Below are 17,161 nucleotides of genomic sequence, written 5' to 3' on the forward strand. Positions count from 1 at the left end.
ATTCCTGGTCAAGGGGTATCACCCGGCCGTGCGCGGGGTAGCCCGATCGGATGACGATCGACGGCGAGGTCGTACGGCCGATGCTGGCCGCGCTCGGCCCCCTGCCCACCGGACCGGGCTGGGCGTTCGAGTTCAAGTACGACGGCGTGCGCGCGGTCACCTACGCCGCCGGCGGCGAGGTGCGGGCGCTGACCCGCAACGACAACGACGTCACGACCACGTACCCGGAGCTGGCCGAGATCGCCACGCTGCTGGATGGCCGCCAGGCGATCCTCGACGGCGAGATCGTCGCCCTGGAAGCCGGCGAGCGCCCGTCGTTCGCGCTGCTCCAGAACCGGATGCACGTCGCCGCTCCCCCGGCGGCGCTGCTGCACACGGTCCCGATCCGCTACTACGTCTTCGACGTGCTGCGGCTGGACGGCGAAAGCACGATCGACCTGCCCTACCGGCGCCGCCGCGAGCTGTTGGCCGCCCTGCGCCTCGACGGCGCGACGGTGCGGACGCCGGCCAACTTCCCGGACGCGGACGGCACCATCGTCCTGGACGCGGCGAAACTGTCCGGCTTCGAGGGCGTCGTCGCCAAACGCGAGGACGGCGTGTACCGGCCGGGACGCCGCTCCCCCGAGTGGACCAAGGTGCCACTGATCCGCACCCAGGAGGTCCTGATCGTCGGCTACGAGCCGGGCGAGGGCCGCCGCTCCGGAACAATAGGTTCACTCCTGCTCGCCGTCCCCGATCAGGAGCAGAGCTTGCGGTACGCGGGTCAGGTCGGCACCGGCTTCACGGACGCCATGCTCCAGCACTTGCAGGCCGAACTCGACGCCGCCCGGCGCACCACGGCCCCCGTACCCGGCGTCCCCCGCGACCATGCCCGCCACGCCCGCTGGGTGGAGCCCACCCTGGTCGGCGAGGTCGCCTTCCGCAACTGGACCGTCGACGGCCGTCTCCGCCACGCTTCCTGGCGAGGCCTGCGCCCCGACCGCGACCCGTCCTCGCTGGCCGCTCCCCCGCGGGCAGCCACCCCGACCCAACCCGCGACACCACCGACAGCCCGCCCCCGCACGACCCCAGCCCGACCGACCCAAGCTCGACCAACCCGAGCTCAAGCAACCCAAGCCCGGCCGACCCAAGCTCAAGCAACCCAAGCCCGCCCGACCCAAGCCCAAGCGACGCCAGCCCAGGCGACGCCAGCCCAGGCGACGCCAGCCCAGGCGACGCGAGCGAAAGCGGCAGCGTCAGCGGCAGCGAGGCAGACAGCTAAGCGGGCAACCGCCGGGAAGCAGACAGCCGGGCGCGAAACAGCCGGGAAGCAGACGGCCGGGCGGGAAACGGCCGCGCGGGAAGAGGTGACCGGCACGGTCATGACCGCGGATGCCACCTGGCGGGTCGAGGCAGTACGCCGCGACGGCCGCCAGTGGTACCGGATCGTCCACGGCGACAACGTGGTCGAGGGCCTGACCCTGGACGACGTCCGGCTGGTACTCGAAAAGGCGGGCATCGACCTAGCCGACCTCACCGAAGCCGCCTGACCCAGAACACCGCGCCCCAGGGACGGCGCGGGACGGCGCGGGACGGCGCGGGACAGCGCGGCGCGGGACAGCGCGGGACAGCGCGGCGCGGGACAGCGCGGGACGGCGCGGCGCGAGGCGGGACGGCGCGGAGTAGCGCGGGACGGCGCGCGGGCGGCGTGGCACGGGTGCAAGGGGACGTGGCACGCGATGCGGGGCGAGGGCGGTGGGAGCGTGGCGCGGGGCGGCGGAGCGCGAGGGGATCCGTTTCGCAACTGGGTCGCTCCGGGGCTGTCACGAGGTCGGGGGTGGGGCTGCCGACTGTGTGCACATGAAGTCGCTCGTAAATGGTTTGTTCGTGGTCGCGGCGATCTCCGGGGCCGCCTCCCTGGCCGCGCCGGCCGCCTATGGGGTGGACGCGGCCGACTCGCTGCTTCCGGCTGAGGTGTCCGGCCGGCGGCCGGCGAGGGTGGTCAGCACGGCTCTGGACGACGCCGGGCGGCCGATTGTCCGCGTTCGGACCGCCACCGACCGGGCCGCCGCGCGGCGGTACGTTCGGGAAGGCCGCAGCCGCAGCCGGTCCGTGGCCGTGGAGATCGACAAGACGGTTCGTACCACCGAGGTTCCGGCCGGCTCCGACCCGTACCGGGCCGATCAGTGGGACTTCGCCAAGATCAATGTGGCGGCGGCCTGGCCGCGGTCGACCGGGGACGGGGTGACCGTCGCGGTCATCGACACCGGCGTGGACGCGGCCCACCCCGATCTGGCCGGCGACGTTCTGCCGGGCATCGACTACGTCGCCGGGACCGTCGGCGGCACCGGCATCGACCCCAACGGCCACGGCACCCACGTGGCCGGCACGATCGCGGCCGCGACCGGCAACGGCGTCGGCATCTCGGCGGTGGCCCCGTCGGCGAAGATCCTGCCGATCCGGGTGCTCGGCGCCGACGGCACCGGCAGCATGGCCGACGCGGCCAGCGGCATCGTCTACGCCGCCGACCACGGGGCCCAGGTCATCAACATGTCGCTGGGCTCGACGGATCGGCTCGACGCGGTGACCCAGGCCATCGCGTACGCGCGCGGCAAGGGTGTCACAGTGGTCGCCGCGGCCGGCAATGACGGGAGGAAGGGCAGCCCGGCCAACTATCCGGGGGCCGACCCGGGCGTCATCGCGGCCGCCGCCACCGACTCGGCCGACGCGGTCGCCGCCTTCTCCAACCGCGGCTCCTACGTCGACGTGGCCGCGCCGGGCGTCGGCATCCTGAGCACCCTGCCGACGGTGAAGGACAGCTACGGGAGCATGAGCGGCACCTCGATGGCCGCGCCGCACGTGGCCGCGGTCGTGGCGCTCCTCAAGGCGTACCACCCGGCCTGGAGCCCCGACGAGATCGAACAGGTTCTTCAGAGCACGGCGGTGGACCTCGGCACGCCCGGCAAGGACACGAGCTACGGCTGGGGACGCATCGACCCGGTCGCGGCGCTGGCCGAGGAAACGCCGACCGCGCCGAGCATGCCCGTTGAGACCACCACACCGAGCACGCCGACAACGCCTGTCCAGCCCATCACTCCTAGCGAGCCCACTGCGCCTAGCGAGCCCACTGCGCCTAGCGAGCCCACTGCGCCTAGCGAGCCCCGCAAACCCAGCACACCGAGCGTCACGATCGGAGTGAGCACCGGAGCGCGCGACGTCGCGTACGGCACCCGGCTGACCACCCGCTACACCGTCAAGGCGGGCAGCAGCCCGTTGGCCGGGCGGGCGGCCCAGCTGTGCGTCGCCTCGGGCAACAAAGCGTTCACGTGTACGTCGATGACGACCACCGCCGCCGGCACCGTGACCGTCGCGGCGACGGCCACGGCGAACCGGCGCGTGCGCCTGACGGTCGCGGGTGTCAGCTCGCCCGTCACCTCGTACGTGGTCCGGCCCCGGCTGGCTGTGGCCAAGACGGGCGCCCGCAAGATGCGGATCGCCATGACCGGGGTGGCCGGGCAGCGCCTCAGCGTGCAGCGGTGGACCGGCAAGGGCTGGCACGCGATCCGGTCCTACCCGGCCGCGAGCAGCCGCCTCGTCACCGGCCTGGTGGCCGGCGCCACCTATCGGGTGGTGGCACCGGCGAGCACCGCGCTGTCGTCGAAGACGAGCGGCGCCGTCAAGGTCTGACGCGGGTCAGGCGCGGACGATGGCCACCCCGTACTGGGGCAGTTCCAGGCCGCGGGCCGGCTTGCCGGTGAGCAGGTCGGTCCCGTCGAGCTCGACGACGTACGGCAGCGGGTTGTGGTTGATGACGTACGTGTCGGCCTGGCTGGTGATCCGTTCGACGCCGGGCGCCGGGCGGGGCAGGTCGAGGCCGAGGCGGCCCAGGATGGTCTCCACCAGGGCCGCCTTGCCGTCGGCGGCCAGGTCGGCCGCGACGTACCAGGCGGTGCCGTTGCTGGTGATGGCCGGGCCGCCGGCGGCGGGACCGTCGGTGAACTCGGACTCGACGGTGGCTCCGGCCGGCCGGACGACCTCGCTCCACGTCACCGACGACGAGGTGACCGTGCCGGCGAGCGCGGCCGGGTGGCCGGCGAGCGGGGTGAACTCCTCGATCCACAGGCCGAGCGTCCGCTGGAGCGGGCCGAGGTAGCCGCCGGAGCGGACGCGCAGGTTCTCGTCGACGATTCCCGTTTGGAACGTCACGATGAGCGTGCCGCCGTCACGGGCGTACCCGGCAAGGTTGTCGAGGCTCGCCTCGGTCGCCAGGAAGAGCGTGGGCGCGACGACGACACGGAAGCCGCTCAGGTCGGCGCCGGGGTGCACGAACCGGACCCGGAGGCCGGCCTGGGTGAAAGCCCGGTACCAGGCCGAGAGCTGCCCCTGGTAGCTGATCCGGGTCGGGCGGGCCGGCTGTTCGAGGGCCCACCAGCTTTCCCAGTCCAGGACGATCGCCGCCTCGACCGGCGGGGCGGCCACTGTGGACGGCAGCACGCCGGAGAGCGCCGTCAGCTCGGCGCCGAACTCGACGACCTCGCGCCACACGCGGGTGTCGGTGCCGCTGTGCGGCAGCATGCCGGAGTGGAACTGCTCGGCGCCGGCGATGGACTGCCGCCATTGGAAGTACATGATGCCGCGGGCCTCGCGGGCGATGGCCTGGTACGACCACGCGCGCATCTGGCCGGGGCGCTTGGCCGCGTTCTGCGGGCGCCAGTTGACCGCGCTGGTCGCCTGCTCCATCAGCACCCACGGGTTGTCGCCGGCGAGCGAGCGCATCAGGTCACGGGTCATGGCCGAGTGCAGGTACGCGGTCTCGTCGGCCGGGTCGGGGTAGCTGTCGTCGGAGACGAAGTCCAGTTCCTTCGCCCACTCCCAGTAATTCGCGGGCTTGAAGAAGCCCATGAAGTTGGTGGTGAGCGGGATGTCCGGGGTCACCTGGCGCAGGACGGCCGCCTCGGCCCGGAAACACTCGAGGAGCTCGTGGGAGCCGAACCGGTCGAAGTCGAGCAGCTGGGCCGGGTTCTTGAAGGTCGGCGCGTCCCGCGGCGGGAAGACCTCGTCGAAGGACGAGTAGTGCTGCGACCAGAAGGCGGTGCCCCAGGCGTGGTTCAGGCCCTCGACGGTGCCGTACTTGTCGCGCAGCCAGCCCCGGAACGCCTCGGCCGACACGTCGCAGTAGCAGCGGCTCACGTGGCAGCCGTACTCGTTGTTGACGTGCCACATCTGAAGGGCGGGATGTGAGCCGTAGCGCTCGGCCAGAGCCGTCACCAGCCGGGTCGCGTAGCGGCGATAGAGCGGCGAGCTCGGGCAGTACTGCTGGCGGCTGCCGGTCGACAGCCGTACGCCCGAGGCCGTGACCGGGAGGATTTCGGGGTGCTTGAGGGTGAGCCACGGCGGCGGGGACGCCGTCGCGGTGGCCAGGTCGGCGCGGACCCCGGCGGCGTGCAGCTTCTCCAGCACCACGTCGAGCCACTCGAAGTCGAACTCGCCGTCGCGCGGTTCGAGTCGCGACCACGAGAAGACGCCGACGGTGGCCAGGTTGACGCCCGCGGTCCGCATGAGCGAGGCGTCCTCGTCCCACACCGCGCGCGGCCACTGCTCCGGGTTGTAGTCCCCGCCGTACCAGATCGGCATCTTGTCTCTCCTGCCTAGGCGCGTCGCACGGCCGTGGAGCCGCGCACGATCAGGTGGTCCTCGACCGCGGGCAAGGGCTCGCGCGGTACGTCCGGCTCGAGCCGTTCCAGCACGCGGCGGAACGCGTGCGCCCCGTGGAGGGCGAAGTCCTGGCGTACGGTCGTCAGCGGCGGCGAGAAGTACGCCGCCTCGGGCATGTCGTCGTAACCGACCACGCTGACGTCGGCCGGGACGTGGCGGCCACGCTCGGCCAGGGCCCGGGTGACGCCGAGCGCGATCTGGTCGTTGGCGCAGACGACAGCGGTGGGATTCCGCAGCCGCCGGCCCGCCTCGTGTCCGGACGCGGCGGACCAGCCGGCGGCGAACAGGCGTTCGCTGTCGAGGCCGGTGAAGGCTTCCTCGAAGGCGCGCAGGCGGGTCCGCGCGGAGCACCAGTCGCGCGGGCCGGCCACGTACGTCACGCGGTCGTGTCCCAGCTCGATCAGGTGCCGGGCGACGGCGTGGTGGGCCTCGACGGTGTGGGCGGCCGGCGTGTCCTCGGTGACCGTGACGAGCAGGTCGGGCGAGAGCCGGCCGACGGCCTCGCGGAGCTGGTCGGTGTCGGCGATCGCGAGCACCCCGGCGACGTCCTGGCGGCCGATGGTGGTGAGCGTCCGCTCGAGGTCGTCCGCGTCGTACGTCATCACGTCGAGCAGGTAGCCGGCGGCGCGCGCGGCCCGGCGTACGCCCTCGACGAGCTGGACCGTGCCCACCTCGAGCAGTTCGCCGGTGAGGGCGACCACCGTGCGCGACTCGCCGCGGGCCAGCATCCGCGCGGTCAGGCTGGGCCGGTAGCCGAGTTCCTGGATGGCCCGCTCGACACGCTCGCGCGAGGCCGGGCGCAGCGGGGACGCACCGGACAGGTAGCGGCTCACGGTCTGGTGGGAGACCTCGGCCACGCGCGCGACATCGTAGATCGTCGGTGCTCTGGGCACTCGGTCCTTGCGCACCACGGGCCGCTCCCACAAGAAAGTTACCGGTAACAGTTCGCCCTCCCAGCAAAACTGTTACCGGTAACTTTTGTCAAGGGACGAGCACCAGGCGGATCGGGTCGCCCTCCTTGGCGTCGAGGCGGCGGACGGCCTCGGCCGCGTCGGCCAGGCGCAGGGCGCCGCTGACCGAGCGGGAGAACTCGACCCGGCCGCCGGCCACCAGGTCGAGCAGCTCCAGCACGTGCTCGGGCTGCGAGCCGTAGTGGCCGAGGATCTGCTGCTTGAGATAGCTGAAGTGGGTGCCCTGGGTGATGGTCAGCGGCTGGTCGGTGAGGCCGACCAGGATCAGCCTGCCCCCGCGGGCCATCGTCGCGGCGGCCTGCTCGCGCACCGGTGCCACGCCGGCGAAGTCGAAGGCGTACGAGAGACCGCGCCCCCGCGTCGCCTCCTTCACCCGCGTCGCGAAGACAGGGTCGGCCGGGTCCAGGGCGAGGTCGGCGCCGAAGGCCAGCGCGCGTTCGCGGGCGGCCGGCAGCGGATCGATCGCGATGACCGGGGCGGCGCCGATGACGCGCAGCAGCTGCACGGCGTGCGCGCCGAGGCCGCCGACACCCCAGACGCCGACCGGCCGGGCCGGGGCCACCCGGGCGGTCTCGACGATCGCGGCCCACGGCGTGGAGACCGCGTCGGGGATGAAGCAGGCCTGCTCGAACGGGAGGCTGTCGGGCAGCGGCACGACCGTGCCGGCGGTGGCGACCGCGAATTCGGCCCAGCCGCCGTCGTAGTCGACGCCGCGCGTCCAGACGACCCCGTCGCGCTCCTCGCCGGCCTGGAGCAGCACCCGCTGGCCGACCGTGAGCCCGGTGACGCCGTCGCCGATCTCGTCGATGACACCGGCGGTCTCGTGCCCGAGCGTGACGCTGTCGCCCGGCAGCAGCAGCGGCTTGATGACGCCCTGGATGAGGTGGACGTCGGAGAGGCAGACACCGGCCGCCTTGACGGCGATCCGGACCTGGCCGGGGCCGGCGTGCGGCTCGGCGATCTCTTCGACAGCGAACGTTCCGGTGGAAACGTCGAGACGTCCTGCGAGCATGGTTGCTCCTCGGTCGGTAATTTCAGTACCCTCGGTATCGAGTGAATACCCGCGGTATCGAGAGGTCAATGTCTGACATGCCACAAGATCGACGACGGCCACGGCGCGAGGACGTGCGGCGCGATCTGCTCACCGCGGCGGCCGAGGAATTCCGGCTCTCGGGGTACGCGGCCACCCGGCTCGAAGCGATCGCCGCGCGCGCCGGCTACACGAAGGGCGCGGTCTACTCCAACTTCGGCTCGAAACAGGAACTCTTCGCCGAGCTGCTCGACGAGCAGGTGACAGCCCTCATCGCCACCTCGGTCGAGCAGATCTCGACGGCCCGGGCCGAGGACGTGGCGCTGCGCCTGGCCCGGTTGTCGCTCGACGAACAGCGCTGGCACGTGCTCATCGCCGAGTTCGCCGTGCAGGCCACCACCGACCCCGGCGTGGCCGCCGTCTACCTGGCCAGCCGCCACCGGCTGATGACCGCGCTGGCCGGCCTGATCCGCGACAACGCCGCCCACCTCGGCGTCACCGGCGACCCGTGGAGCATCGCCTTTCTGATCCTGAGCACGACCAACGTCCTGGGCGTGCACGGCGTCATCGAGCCCGCGGCCCTCCCGCTGGAGCGGCGCGCCGAACTCTTCGCCGCGGTCCTGCGCGCCTAGCTCTAGCGCCCCGCCTCCGCCAGGGCTCGGGGCAGCTCGCGGCGGGAGGCGACGCCGAGCTTGCCGAGGACGCGGCGGACGTGCCGCGGACAGCGCCTCCCGGAATCGGCCGGATCCGTTGTGCAGAACGGCGCCGAGATAGTGGAACCGGGTGATCCCGACGCCCTCCCCCAGCGCCTCGGCCAGCTCGGCCGACTCGGCGACGAGCTTGGCCGCCCCGCCGGCTCCGCGCCAGGCGGCCACCGACTCGTCCGGGCCGTCGGCGGCCTGAGCTCGGTGCCAGGCGCCACGGTCCGGATCGGCCCGTTCGTCTGTCACGTGGGCCAGGGCGCGGTGGGCCGCGCGGCGGTCGTCCCGTGGTGCCGCGCCGTAGACGGCCGAGCGTGCCAGCGTGTGCCGGAAATGGACCGTGGCGCCGATCGTGAGCAGCCCCGCCGCGCGGACCTCGTCGGCGGCGGCGCGGGCGATGCCGAGGCGGCGGGCGGCGCGCACATCAGGGCCGGATCGCCGACCGGGTCGGCGGCCGCGATGAGCAGCAGCGTGCGGGCGCCGGCCGACAGTCCGCGGCTGCGGGCGGCGAAGCTCTCCTGCAGACGGCCGGCCAGCGGCAGCGCCCCGGGCAGCCCAAAGCCGCCGGCCAGCCTCGTCGGGGTGCGGGCCGGCGGAAGTTCGAGCAGCGCGAGGGGATTGCCGTGCGCCTCGGCGAGGATCGCGTCGCGGACCCGCTCGTCCAGCGGCCAGCGGACGACCGTGTCGAGCAGCGCCCGCGAGTCGAGGTCACCGAGGCCCTCGACGGTCCGGGTGGGCAGGCCGTCGAACTCCCGCACCGCCGGCCGCAGCGCGTACAGCATCACCACCGACTCGGCCTGGAGCCGGCGCGTGACGAACGCGAGCACCCGAGCGGACGCCTGGTCGAGCCATTGCGCGTCGTCGACCACGCAGAGAAGCGGCTTCCCGGCGGCCGCCTCGGCGAGCAGGCTCAGCGTGGCCAGCCCGACCAGGAACGGATCCGGGGGCGCCGGGTGAACGGCCCGCGGCGAGGCCGAAGACGGTGGCCACGTATGTCGCCGGCCACGGCGTTACCGGGCGGCCTTCTCGAGCCACGTGTGCAGCGCCTTGAGCGCGTCGGGGGCGATGCCGTGGCCGACGGGATCGCGGCGGGCCTCGGCGAGGGCGCCGGACTCCGTGGTCACGTAGGCCCAGGTCCGGTCCTGGAGTTCGCGGGGAATGACGGTGTCGTGGTCGCCCTGGGCGACCAGCACCGGCACGCCGGACAGCCGCTGGGGCGTGACGGGCACACCGGCGTCGAACGGCAGGGTGCCGTAGAGGATGGCGGCGCCGGCGAAACGGGTGGGGTCGTCGAGCAGGAGACCGCCGGCGAACGCCGCTCCCCCGCTGAAGCCGGCGAGGACCACCGGGCGGCCCTTCGCCGTGGCGTCCAGCCATTCACGGAACCAGTCGATGCTCGCGCGCAGCGATTCGGGACGGGGGCGGCCGATCCCCCGGTTGGCGAACCAGGCGTATCCGGTTCCTTCGGCGATCGGCGCGCGGACCGCCGCGTACGCCAGGGAAGCCGGAAGATGGCCGGCGCGTCAACCTTTCTCGAGTGAGGTCACGGCTTCTCCACCTCTTCGAAGACCAGCAGGGTACGGGTGTTGACGACGCCGGGCATGCCCTGGATCTCGTCGAGCACGAGGCGGCCGAGGGCCGCGTTGTCCGGCGCGCGTACCAGCATGATGACGTCGAACTCGCCGCCGACCAGGGCGATGTGCACGACGCCGGGCAGCGCCCGGAGCTGGTCGGCCACGTCGCGCCACTCGGCCTGGTTGAGGTTCACCGTCACGTAGGCCGAGGTGCCCAGGCCGGCCGCGACCGGGTCGACGTCGGCCCGGAAGCCGCGGATCACGTTCGTGGAGCGCAGGCGCTCGACCCGGGCGTAGGCGTTGGCCCGGGAGATGTGCAGGCGCTCGGCCAGGGTACGCATCGACAGGCGCCCGTCCTGGGTGAGCTCGGCCAGAATCTGGCGATCGATGTCGTCGACCACTTGTCTCGCCCCTCCGATCCACTAGGCGCCCGGCCGAGACGTTTGGCTCCCAAGAACTCGTGGTGAGCGTACATCTTCTCGGTTTTCACCCGATAGTGGAAACCAATTGGCATGAAGCGAAGCATGTCCACATGACAGGTGACGCACACCACCTTCTCCCCTCGGCCACGCCCGTGACGCTGATCGGCGTCGACGGCCGGGCCGTACGAGACGAGTTGCCGGACGACGCGGCGCTGCTGAGGGCCCTACAGGGTCTGATCACCGCGCGCCGGCTCAACGAGCAGGCATACGCCCTGGTCCGCCAGGGCCGGCTGGCCGTCTACCCGTCGTCGCACGGGCAGGAGGCCTGCCAGGTCGGGGCGGCCCAGGTGCTCGGCGACGGCGACTGGCTGTTCCCCACCTACCGGGACACGGCGGCCATCGCCGAGCGCGGCGTCGACCCGGTCGAGGCGCTCAGCCTGCTCAAGGGCGACTGGCACTGCGGTTACGACCCGCATGAACACAAGGTCGCCCCGCACACGACGCCGCTCGCCACCCAGCTGCCGCACGCGGTCGGCGTGGCGCACGCCGCCCGGCTCAAGGGCGAGCGAACAGTCGTGATGGCCCTCTGCGGCGACGGCGGCACGAGCGAGGGCGACTTCCACGAGGCGCTGAACTTCGCCGCCGTCCTCAAGGCGCCCGTGGTGTTCTTCCTCCAGAACAACGAGTACGCCATCAGCGTCCCGCTCTCCCGGCAGACCGCCGCTCCTTCCCTGGCCTACAAGGGCATCGGGTACGGGATCAGGAGCGAGCGCGTGGACGGCAACGACGTCGCCGCCGTGCTGGCCGTGCTGACGGACGCCGTGAATCGAGCGCGCGCCGGTGAGGGACCGCAGCTCGTCGAGGCCCACACGTACCGGATGCAGGCGCACACCAACGCGGACGACGCGACGCGCTACCGCACCGACGACGAGGTGGCGGCCTGGGTCGAGCGCGACCCGATCGTCCGCCTCGAGAAGCACCTGCGCGATCGGGGTCTGCTGACCGACGATTCGCTCGCCGAGATGCGGGCGGCGGCCGAGAAGACGGCAGAGCACATGCGCGACGGCATCAACCGCGATGTCGAGCCCGACCCCCACGACCTTTTCGCTTATGTGTACGCCGAACCGACAACCCAACTGCGGGAGCAGGGGGCCCAGGCATGACCGTCCACGAGAAGCTTTCGATGGGGCAGGCGCTCAACCGGGCCCTGCGCGACGCGATGGCCGCCGATCCGGCGGTGGTCGTCTTCGGCGAGGACGTGGGCCCGCTCGGCGGGGTCTTCCGGATCACCGACGGCCTGACCGCCGAGTTCGGCGAGGACCGCTGCTTCGACACGCCGCTGGCCGAGTCGGGCATCGTCGGTGTCGCCGTCGGCATGGCCATGAACGGGATGCGCCCGGTCGTCGAGATGCAGTTCGACGCGTTCGCCTATCCGGCGTTCGAGCAGATCGTCAGCCATGTGGCGAAGATGCGGAACCGTACGCGCGGCAAGGTGTCCCTGCCGATGGTGATCCGCGTTCCGTACGCGGGCGGCATCGGCGGTGTCGAACACCACTGCGACTCGTCGGAGGCGTATTACGCGCACACGCCGGGCCTGCACGTGGTCGCCCCGGCCACCCCGTCGGACGCGTACGGCCTGCTGCGGGAGGCGATCGCCTCGCCCGACCCGGTCGTCTTCCTGGAGCCGAAGAAGCTCTACTGGAGCAAGGAGGAGGTCGAGCTCTCCGGTCGCCCGGCGGCGGGCATCGGCAAGGCGGTCGTCCGCCGGGAGGGCACCGACGCGACCCTGATCGCCTACGGGCCGTCGGTGCCGGTCGCGCTGGAGGCGGCCGAGGTCGCCGACCGGGAGGGCCGCAGCCTTCAGGTCGTGGACCTGCGGTCGATCGTGCCGTTCGACGACGAGACGGTGTGCGCGGCGGTCCGGTCGACCGGGCGGGCCGTGGTGGTCGCCGAGGCGAGCGGGTTCGCCAGCGTCTCCTCGGAGATCGTGGCCCGGGTGACCGAGCGCTGCTTCCACTCGCTGGCGGCGCCGATCCGGCGGGTGACCGGCTACGACATCCCCTACCCGCCGCCGAAGCTGGAGCACCTGCACCTGCCCGATGTGGACCGGGTGCTCGAAGCGGTCGACGACCTGCAGTGGGAGGACTCGTGAGCGGCCAGGTGTTCCTGCTGCCCGACCTCGGCGAGGGGCTGACCGAGGCGGAGGTGGTGCGCTGGCTGGTGAAGGAGGGTGACACCGTCGCCGTCGACCAGCCGGTCGTGGAGGTGGAGACGGCCAAGTCGCTGGTCGAGGTGCCGACGCCGTTCGCCGGTGAGGTCGCGGTGCGCCACGCCCCCGAGGGCTCGGTGCTGGAGGTCGGCAAGCCGCTGCTGACGGTCGGCGCGGTCGCCGCGCCGACGCCGGCCGAGACCTACCGCGAGGAGGAGCGCGCCGGATCCGGGAACGTCCTGATCGGGTACGGGACGAGCGCCGCGCCGGCCGCCTCGGGCCGCCGCCGGCGGCGGCCCGTGCACACGACGGTCTCCCGGGTCCCTCTGGTGGTGTCCCCGCTGGTGCGGCGGATCGCCCGCGACAAGGGACTCGATCTGCGCACCATCACCGGCAGCGGCCCGGGCGGCCTGATCGTGCGGGCCGACGTCGAAACGGCCGCCGAGACGGCCGTGCCGCCGATGGCCCCCGCGGTGACCGTGCCGGGCGAGCAGCGGATTCCGTTGAGCGGGTTCCGCAAGGCGGTGTCGGCCGCGTTGGCCCGCAGCCGGTCCGAGATCCCCGAGGCGACGGTCTGGGTCGACGTCGACGCGACGCCGCTGTGGGAGCTGCGCGAGAGCGTACGGCCGGGTCCGGGGATCCTTTCCTACATCGCGCGGTTCGTGGTGGCCGCGCTCAAGCAGTACCCGGTGCTCAACGCGCGCCTCGACACCGAGCGCCAGGAGATCGTCCAGTACGACCGGATCGACCTCGGCATCGCGGTGCAGGGCTCGCGGGGGCTGGTGGTGCCGGCGGTGACCGACGCCGGGTCGATGACCACGACCCGGCTCGACGAGGAGATCCGGAAGGTGACCGCCGCCGCCCGGGAGGGCACCGTGGGCGCCCCGGCCGGGACGTTCACGCTGAACAACTACGGCGGCTTCAACGTGGACGGCAGCGCCGCCATCATCAACCATCCGCAGGTGGCGATCCTCGGCTTCGGCCGCATCATCGACCGCCCGTGGGTGGTCGGCGGTGAGCTGTGCGTCCGCAAGATCACCCAGATGAGCTTCGTCTTCGATCACCGCGTCTGCGACGGCGGCACGGCCGCCGGCTTCATGCGCGCGGTCGCCGACGCCATCGAGAACCCGGCGGCCGCGATCGCCCGGTTGTGATCGTGAGGGGCGGGTGAGTGACCCGCCCCTTCACCCTGTGAGGATGGCTTCCATGACTCATGTATCGGGGGGACCGGACGTCCGCGTGACCGGGCGGCGGGTGGTGGCGACCATCATCGACGGCATCGTGCTCGGCGTGATCGGCAACATTCTGGCCGCGGTGTTCGACCTGGACGTCGTCGTCAGCGGCCGTGAGCTGACCCACCTGGCGAGCGGCGGCAATCTCCTGCTTTTCGTGGTCGCCACGCTCTACTACGTCCTGATGGAGGGCTACCTGGGCCGTACGGTGGGCAAGATGGTGACCGGGATCAGGGTGGTCGACGGCGAGACCGGCCGTACCCCGCCGGGCGTCGGCAAGGCGATCCTGCGCACCATCTTCCGCATCATCGACAGCATCTTCGGCTACCTGGTCGCGTTCATCGTCGTCCTGTCCTCCCCGCGCCGCCGCCGCGTCGGCGACATCGTCGCCCGCACCCAGGTCGTCCGCGGCTAGCTCGGCGACGGTGTCGTCGCGGCTTTGAGGCGCCGGCTGATCTGGTCCATCGCGGACCGGAGTTCGGCCGGCTCGACCTCGCTCAGGTCGGTGTCGAAGGTGATGAACAGACCGGCGATCCCGGCCCAGGACCAGCCGCCGATGGTGAGCCGGCTGCGGTCGGCGCCGGCGGGCTCGACGACGGAACCGCCCGGCGCCCAGCGAGCGGCGACCTCGGCCGGCAGCTCGAGGACGGCCGAGCCGACGCACTGCCACCGGCCGGGCGTGTCACCGCGGTCCGGGTTCCGCACGACCAGGCGGGTCAGGTCGTCGCGGGTGAGCGGCTGGGGCGTGAACACCGCCCCGCCGCCGGGGGTGTGCGGGCGGATCCGGTCGACCCGGTAGGTGTGCCACTCCCGGTCGCGGTGGCCGCGGGCGATCAGGTACCAGCGCCCGGCCCAGACGACCAGGTGATGCGGCTCGACCTCGCGGGGCGGGCGGAACCCGGGCCGGCCGGGCTCGGTCACGCAGCCGTCGGGGTCGAGGTAGTCGAAGCGCAACACCCGGGCGGTACGGATCGCCGCGCCGACCGTCCGCAGCGTGCCCACGTCGATCGGCGGGGCGGAGAACTCCCAGTAGTTGCGCAGCGAGGTGACCTCGAAGGCCTCGCTCGCCGCGCGCAGCCGGGCCGGCATGACCTGACGCAGGGTGGTGAGCGCCCGGGCCACGGCGTCGTCGATCCCGGTCACCGTCGCCGGCGCGGTCTGCAGAGCCAGCGCGATCGCGATCGCCTGGTCGTCGTCGAGCACGAGAGCCGGCAACCGGCCGCCGGCGCCGAGCCGGTATCCGCCGCCCGCCCCCATCACGGCGTTCACCGGATAGCCGAGCTCACGCAAGGTGTCGACGTCACGCCGCAGGGTCCGGGCCGACACGTCCAGCCGGGCGGCGAGCTCGGCGCCGCGCCACTCGACGCGCGCCTCCAGCAGGGACAGCAGGCGCAGGATCCGCGCGGAGGTATCGGCCATGGAATCCACAATTTCAGACGTGGCGGTCAGCCGGTGTCCGCCATGGTTGCCACGCTGCCGTCATGAGCACTCATCTTTCCCCGGCCGGGACGGCCGTGTCCCGGCCGCCGTCGGTCGCCGGCCGGCGGGCGTCGATCGCCCTGCTGGTCGTCCTGTTCGCCTCGTTCATGGATCTGCTCGACGTCACCATCGTGACTGTCGCCGCCCCCGGCATCGCCGCCGACCTGGGTGCCGGCGAGTCCCAGCTCCAGTGGACGGTGGCCGCGTACACCCTGGCCCTCGGCTCCGGCCTGATCACCGGCGGGCGGGTCGGCGACGCGTACGGCCGCCGCCGGGTGTTCCTGGTGGCACTGGCCTGTTTCGCCGTCGCTTCGGCGGCCTGCGCGCTGGCTCCGGGCGCCGGGGCGCTGATCGCCCTGCGAGCGGTGCAGGGCCTGGCCGGCGGCTTCATGGTGCCGCAGGTCTTCGGGATCATCAGGTCCTCGTTCGCGCCGGCCGCCATGGCCAAGGCGTTCGGGGCCTACGGCGCGGTGCAGGGCCTGGCCGCTGTCGCCGGTCCGCTGCTCGGTGGCGCCCTGGTCGACGCGGACCTGTGGGGCCTGGGCTGGCGCACGGTCTTCTGGATCAACATCCCCGTCGCCGTGGTCGCCCTGGTGGTGGGGATCCGGGTGCTGCCGGAATCCACCGCGCCGGAGCGGGCCCGCCTGGACGTCGCCGGCGCGCTGCTGTCCGCGGGCGCGGTGGTGCTGGTGCTGCTGCCCCTGGTGCAGGGACGGGACTGGGGCTGGCCCTGGTGGGGATGGGCGATGCTGGTGGCCGGTCTGGGTCTGCTCGCCGGCTTCGTGGCGTACGAGCGGCGGGTGGCGAACCGGGGCGGGCAGCCGATTCTGGACCCGGCGCTGCTGACCGTACGCCCGTTCACCGCCGGGCTGGCCGCGTCGGTGCTCTTCTTCGGCGCGCTGGCGTCGTTCTTCCTGGTCCTGTCGATCTACCTGCAGTCGGAGACGGGCCGCTCGGCGTGGCAGACCGGCCTGGTGCTGTTGCCGTACGCGATCGGTTCCATGCTCACGTCCGGCGCCGGAGTGGCCCTGGCGGCCAAGGCCGGCCGGGCTCTGCTGGTCACCGGCTCGCTGACACTCGCCGCCTCGCAGGGCCTGCTGTGGCTGCTGGTCCGCGACGGTGGCACACCCGGATACTGGCCTCTGGCCGGTGCCCTGTTCCTGGGCGGGCTGGGGCTCGGGCTGGCCGCCCCGATCCTGGTCAACGTCGTGCTGGCCGGCGTGCCCGGTCGTCAGGCCGGCGCCGCCGGCGGGGTGCTGTCGACCGTCACCCAGATCGGCGGAGCGGCCGGTGTCGCGGTGCTCGGCACCGTCTTCTTCAGCGCCCCGGACGGTCTCGCTCGGGTCATGCCCTGGCAGGTGGCCGCCTATCTGCTGGCCGCCCTGGTGATGCTCGCCCTGCCCCGCACCGCCGCCGCTCCCGGCCCGGGCTGACACCCCGCCGGGAGCGGCCGGGAGTCAGCTCTCGCGGGTGGCGGCGAGGGCCCAGGCGACCAGCGCCGGCTGGCCGAGCAGGCGCAGCGCCCGCTTGCGGTCGGTGTCCAGGCCGAAGCCGTCCTTGCGCTCGGTGTACTGGGCGATGTTGCCGGGGAAGACCCCGATGAAGAAGGCGGCCGCCAGTTTGCCCAGGCGGCCGCGGGTCGGCTGCTTCCAGGTGGACAGCAGCGCGGCGCCGAGGCCGAGCTCGACCAGGCCGGAGGCCAGCACGACGAAGTCCGGGTCGAGGGGCACCCAAGACGGCACCTGGGCCTGGAACTCCTCGCGCTGGGTCGTCAGGTGGCCGGCGCCGGCGGTCAGCAGCACCAGGCCGAGGGCGGCCTGGGCGAGATTGCGAGTCTTCGACATGCCGG

General features: G+C 72.8%; 16 protein-coding genes. 8 read left to right on the forward strand and 8 right to left on the reverse strand.

Translation table 11 applies throughout. The features are described 5' to 3' along the window. Window positions 1-50: 50 nt before the first annotated feature. Both ligD and AB0C26_RS22130 read left to right on the forward strand, forming a co-directional pair. On the forward strand, window positions 51-1,529 hold the full coding sequence (gene ligD / locus AB0C26_RS22125) for a non-homologous end-joining DNA ligase (RefSeq protein ID WP_360250349.1): 1,479 nt from the start codon (window positions 51-53) through the stop codon (window positions 1,527-1,529). A 310-nt stretch (window positions 1,530-1,839) separates the two neighbouring features. Next, the gene (locus tag AB0C26_RS22130) at window positions 1,840-3,666 is read left to right on the forward strand and encodes a S8 family serine peptidase (RefSeq protein ID WP_360250352.1); all 1,827 of its coding nucleotides are present in this window, start codon (window positions 1,840-1,842) and stop codon (window positions 3,664-3,666) included. Window positions 3,667-3,672: 6 nt separating this feature from the next. On the opposite strand, the gene AB0C26_RS22135 is transcribed toward AB0C26_RS22130, so the two are convergent. The 3 genes from AB0C26_RS22135 to AB0C26_RS22145 form a co-directional block, all read right to left on the reverse strand. Continuing rightward, entirely contained in the window at window positions 3,673-5,613 is a 1,941-nt protein-coding gene (locus tag AB0C26_RS22135) for a beta-galactosidase (RefSeq protein ID WP_360250355.1), read from the reverse strand. A 14-nt stretch (window positions 5,614-5,627) separates the two neighbouring features. Then, window positions 5,628-6,605 (reverse strand): substrate-binding domain-containing protein, encoded by a 978-nt coding sequence (locus AB0C26_RS22140; protein ID WP_360250358.1) that lies wholly within the window; start codon window positions 6,603-6,605, stop codon window positions 5,628-5,630. 70 nt (window positions 6,606-6,675) lie between these two features. After that, entirely contained in the window at window positions 6,676-7,677 is a 1,002-nt protein-coding gene (locus AB0C26_RS22145; protein WP_360250361.1) for a zinc-binding dehydrogenase, read from the reverse strand. Between the two features lie 68 nt (window positions 7,678-7,745). On the opposite strand from AB0C26_RS22145, the gene AB0C26_RS22150 reads away from it, so the two are divergent. Beyond that, window positions 7,746-8,327, forward strand: coding sequence for a helix-turn-helix domain-containing protein (locus AB0C26_RS22150; RefSeq protein ID WP_360250364.1), 582 nt, complete (start codon window positions 7,746-7,748; stop codon window positions 8,325-8,327). A 314-nt stretch (window positions 8,328-8,641) separates the two neighbouring features. Here the strand turns inward: AB0C26_RS22150 and AB0C26_RS22155 are convergent, their stop codons facing one another. The 3 genes from AB0C26_RS22155 to AB0C26_RS22165 all read right to left on the reverse strand — a co-directional run bounded on the left by AB0C26_RS22155 (window position 8,642) and on the right by AB0C26_RS22165 (window position 10,371). Next, a complete protein-coding gene (locus AB0C26_RS22155) occupies window positions 8,642-9,265 on the reverse strand; it encodes a hypothetical protein (protein WP_360250367.1) in 624 nt (207 codons plus the stop codon). Between the two features lie 141 nt (window positions 9,266-9,406). Continuing rightward, complete coding sequence (locus AB0C26_RS22160; RefSeq protein ID WP_360251626.1) at window positions 9,407-9,895, reverse strand: hypothetical protein; 489 nt, start codon at window positions 9,893-9,895, stop codon at window positions 9,407-9,409. Between the two features lie 44 nt (window positions 9,896-9,939). Then, complete coding sequence (locus AB0C26_RS22165) at window positions 9,940-10,371, reverse strand: Lrp/AsnC family transcriptional regulator (RefSeq protein WP_360250370.1); 432 nt, start codon at window positions 10,369-10,371, stop codon at window positions 9,940-9,942. Window positions 10,372-10,502: 131 nt separating this feature from the next. On the opposite strand from AB0C26_RS22165, the gene pdhA reads away from it, so the two are divergent. Genes pdhA through AB0C26_RS22185 form a run of 4 tightly spaced genes read left to right on the forward strand, consistent with a single transcriptional unit; the run spans window position 10,503 to window position 14,248 of the window. Further along, the gene (gene pdhA / locus AB0C26_RS22170) at window positions 10,503-11,555 is read left to right on the forward strand and encodes a pyruvate dehydrogenase (acetyl-transferring) E1 component subunit alpha (RefSeq protein WP_360250373.1); all 1,053 of its coding nucleotides are present in this window, start codon (window positions 10,503-10,505) and stop codon (window positions 11,553-11,555) included. Further along, window positions 11,552-12,544 carry an alpha-ketoacid dehydrogenase subunit beta gene (locus AB0C26_RS22175; RefSeq protein ID WP_360250376.1) on the forward strand — a complete coding sequence of 331 codons (993 nt, stop codon included), beginning with the start codon at window positions 11,552-11,554 and terminating at the stop codon, window positions 12,542-12,544. Before pdhA ends, AB0C26_RS22175 begins: the two co-directional genes overlap by 4 nt. Continuing rightward, entirely contained in the window at window positions 12,541-13,755 is a 1,215-nt protein-coding gene (locus AB0C26_RS22180) for a dihydrolipoamide acetyltransferase family protein (RefSeq protein ID WP_360250378.1), read from the forward strand. Before AB0C26_RS22175 ends, AB0C26_RS22180 begins: the two co-directional genes overlap by 4 nt. A 52-nt stretch (window positions 13,756-13,807) precedes the next feature. Then, entirely contained in the window at window positions 13,808-14,248 is a 441-nt protein-coding gene (locus AB0C26_RS22185; RefSeq protein WP_360250381.1) for an RDD family protein, read from the forward strand. Here AB0C26_RS22185 and AB0C26_RS22190 read toward each other — a convergent pair. Beyond that, window positions 14,245-15,252, reverse strand: coding sequence for a WYL domain-containing protein (locus tag AB0C26_RS22190; protein ID WP_360250384.1), 1,008 nt, complete (start codon window positions 15,250-15,252; stop codon window positions 14,245-14,247). The two genes, AB0C26_RS22185 and AB0C26_RS22190, sit on opposite strands and share 4 nt — an antisense overlap. A gap of 62 nt (window positions 15,253-15,314) precedes the next feature. Here AB0C26_RS22190 and AB0C26_RS22195 point away from each other — a divergent pair, with 62 nt between their 5' ends. Beyond that, window positions 15,315-16,745 carry an MFS transporter gene (locus AB0C26_RS22195; protein WP_360250387.1) on the forward strand — a complete coding sequence of 477 codons (1,431 nt, stop codon included), beginning with the start codon at window positions 15,315-15,317 and terminating at the stop codon, window positions 16,743-16,745. 24 nt (window positions 16,746-16,769) lie between these two features. Here AB0C26_RS22195 and AB0C26_RS22200 read toward each other — a convergent pair whose 3' ends face one another. Further along, window positions 16,770-17,156, reverse strand: coding sequence for a hypothetical protein (locus AB0C26_RS22200; RefSeq protein WP_360250390.1), 387 nt, complete (start codon window positions 17,154-17,156; stop codon window positions 16,770-16,772). Window positions 17,157-17,161: the final 5 nt, after the last annotated feature.

Origin of the sequence: Actinoplanes sp. NPDC048796 (assembly GCF_040650035.1) — a bacterium.
GTDB lineage: Bacteria > Actinomycetota > Actinomycetes > Mycobacteriales > Micromonosporaceae > Actinoplanes.

Bases quoted from the DNA above. Each gene is read 5' to 3' on its own strand.
- ligD (WP_360250349.1), top strand. From the start codon at position 51: ATGACGATCGACGGCGAGGTCGTACGGCCGATGCTGGCCGCGCTCGGC.
- AB0C26_RS22130 (WP_360250352.1), top strand. From the start codon at position 1,840: ATGAAGTCGCTCGTAAATGGTTTGTTCGTGGTCGCGGCGATCTCCGGG.
- AB0C26_RS22135 (WP_360250355.1), bottom strand. From the start codon at position 5,613: ATGCCGATCTGGTACGGCGGGGACTACAACCCGGAGCAGTGGCCGCGC.
- AB0C26_RS22145 (WP_360250361.1), bottom strand. From the start codon at position 7,677: ATGCTCGCAGGACGTCTCGACGTTTCCACCGGAACGTTCGCTGTCGAA.
- AB0C26_RS22150 (WP_360250364.1), top strand. From the start codon at position 7,746: ATGTCTGACATGCCACAAGATCGACGACGGCCACGGCGCGAGGACGTG.
- pdhA (WP_360250373.1), top strand. From the start codon at position 10,503: ATGACAGGTGACGCACACCACCTTCTCCCCTCGGCCACGCCCGTGACG.
- AB0C26_RS22175 (WP_360250376.1), top strand. From the start codon at position 11,552: ATGACCGTCCACGAGAAGCTTTCGATGGGGCAGGCGCTCAACCGGGCC.
- AB0C26_RS22185 (WP_360250381.1), top strand. From the start codon at position 13,808: ATGACTCATGTATCGGGGGGACCGGACGTCCGCGTGACCGGGCGGCGG.
- AB0C26_RS22190 (WP_360250384.1), bottom strand. From the start codon at position 15,252: ATGGCCGATACCTCCGCGCGGATCCTGCGCCTGCTGTCCCTGCTGGAG.
- AB0C26_RS22195 (WP_360250387.1), top strand. From the start codon at position 15,315: ATGAGCACTCATCTTTCCCCGGCCGGGACGGCCGTGTCCCGGCCGCCG.
- AB0C26_RS22200 (WP_360250390.1), bottom strand. From the start codon at position 17,156: ATGTCGAAGACTCGCAATCTCGCCCAGGCCGCCCTCGGCCTGGTGCTG.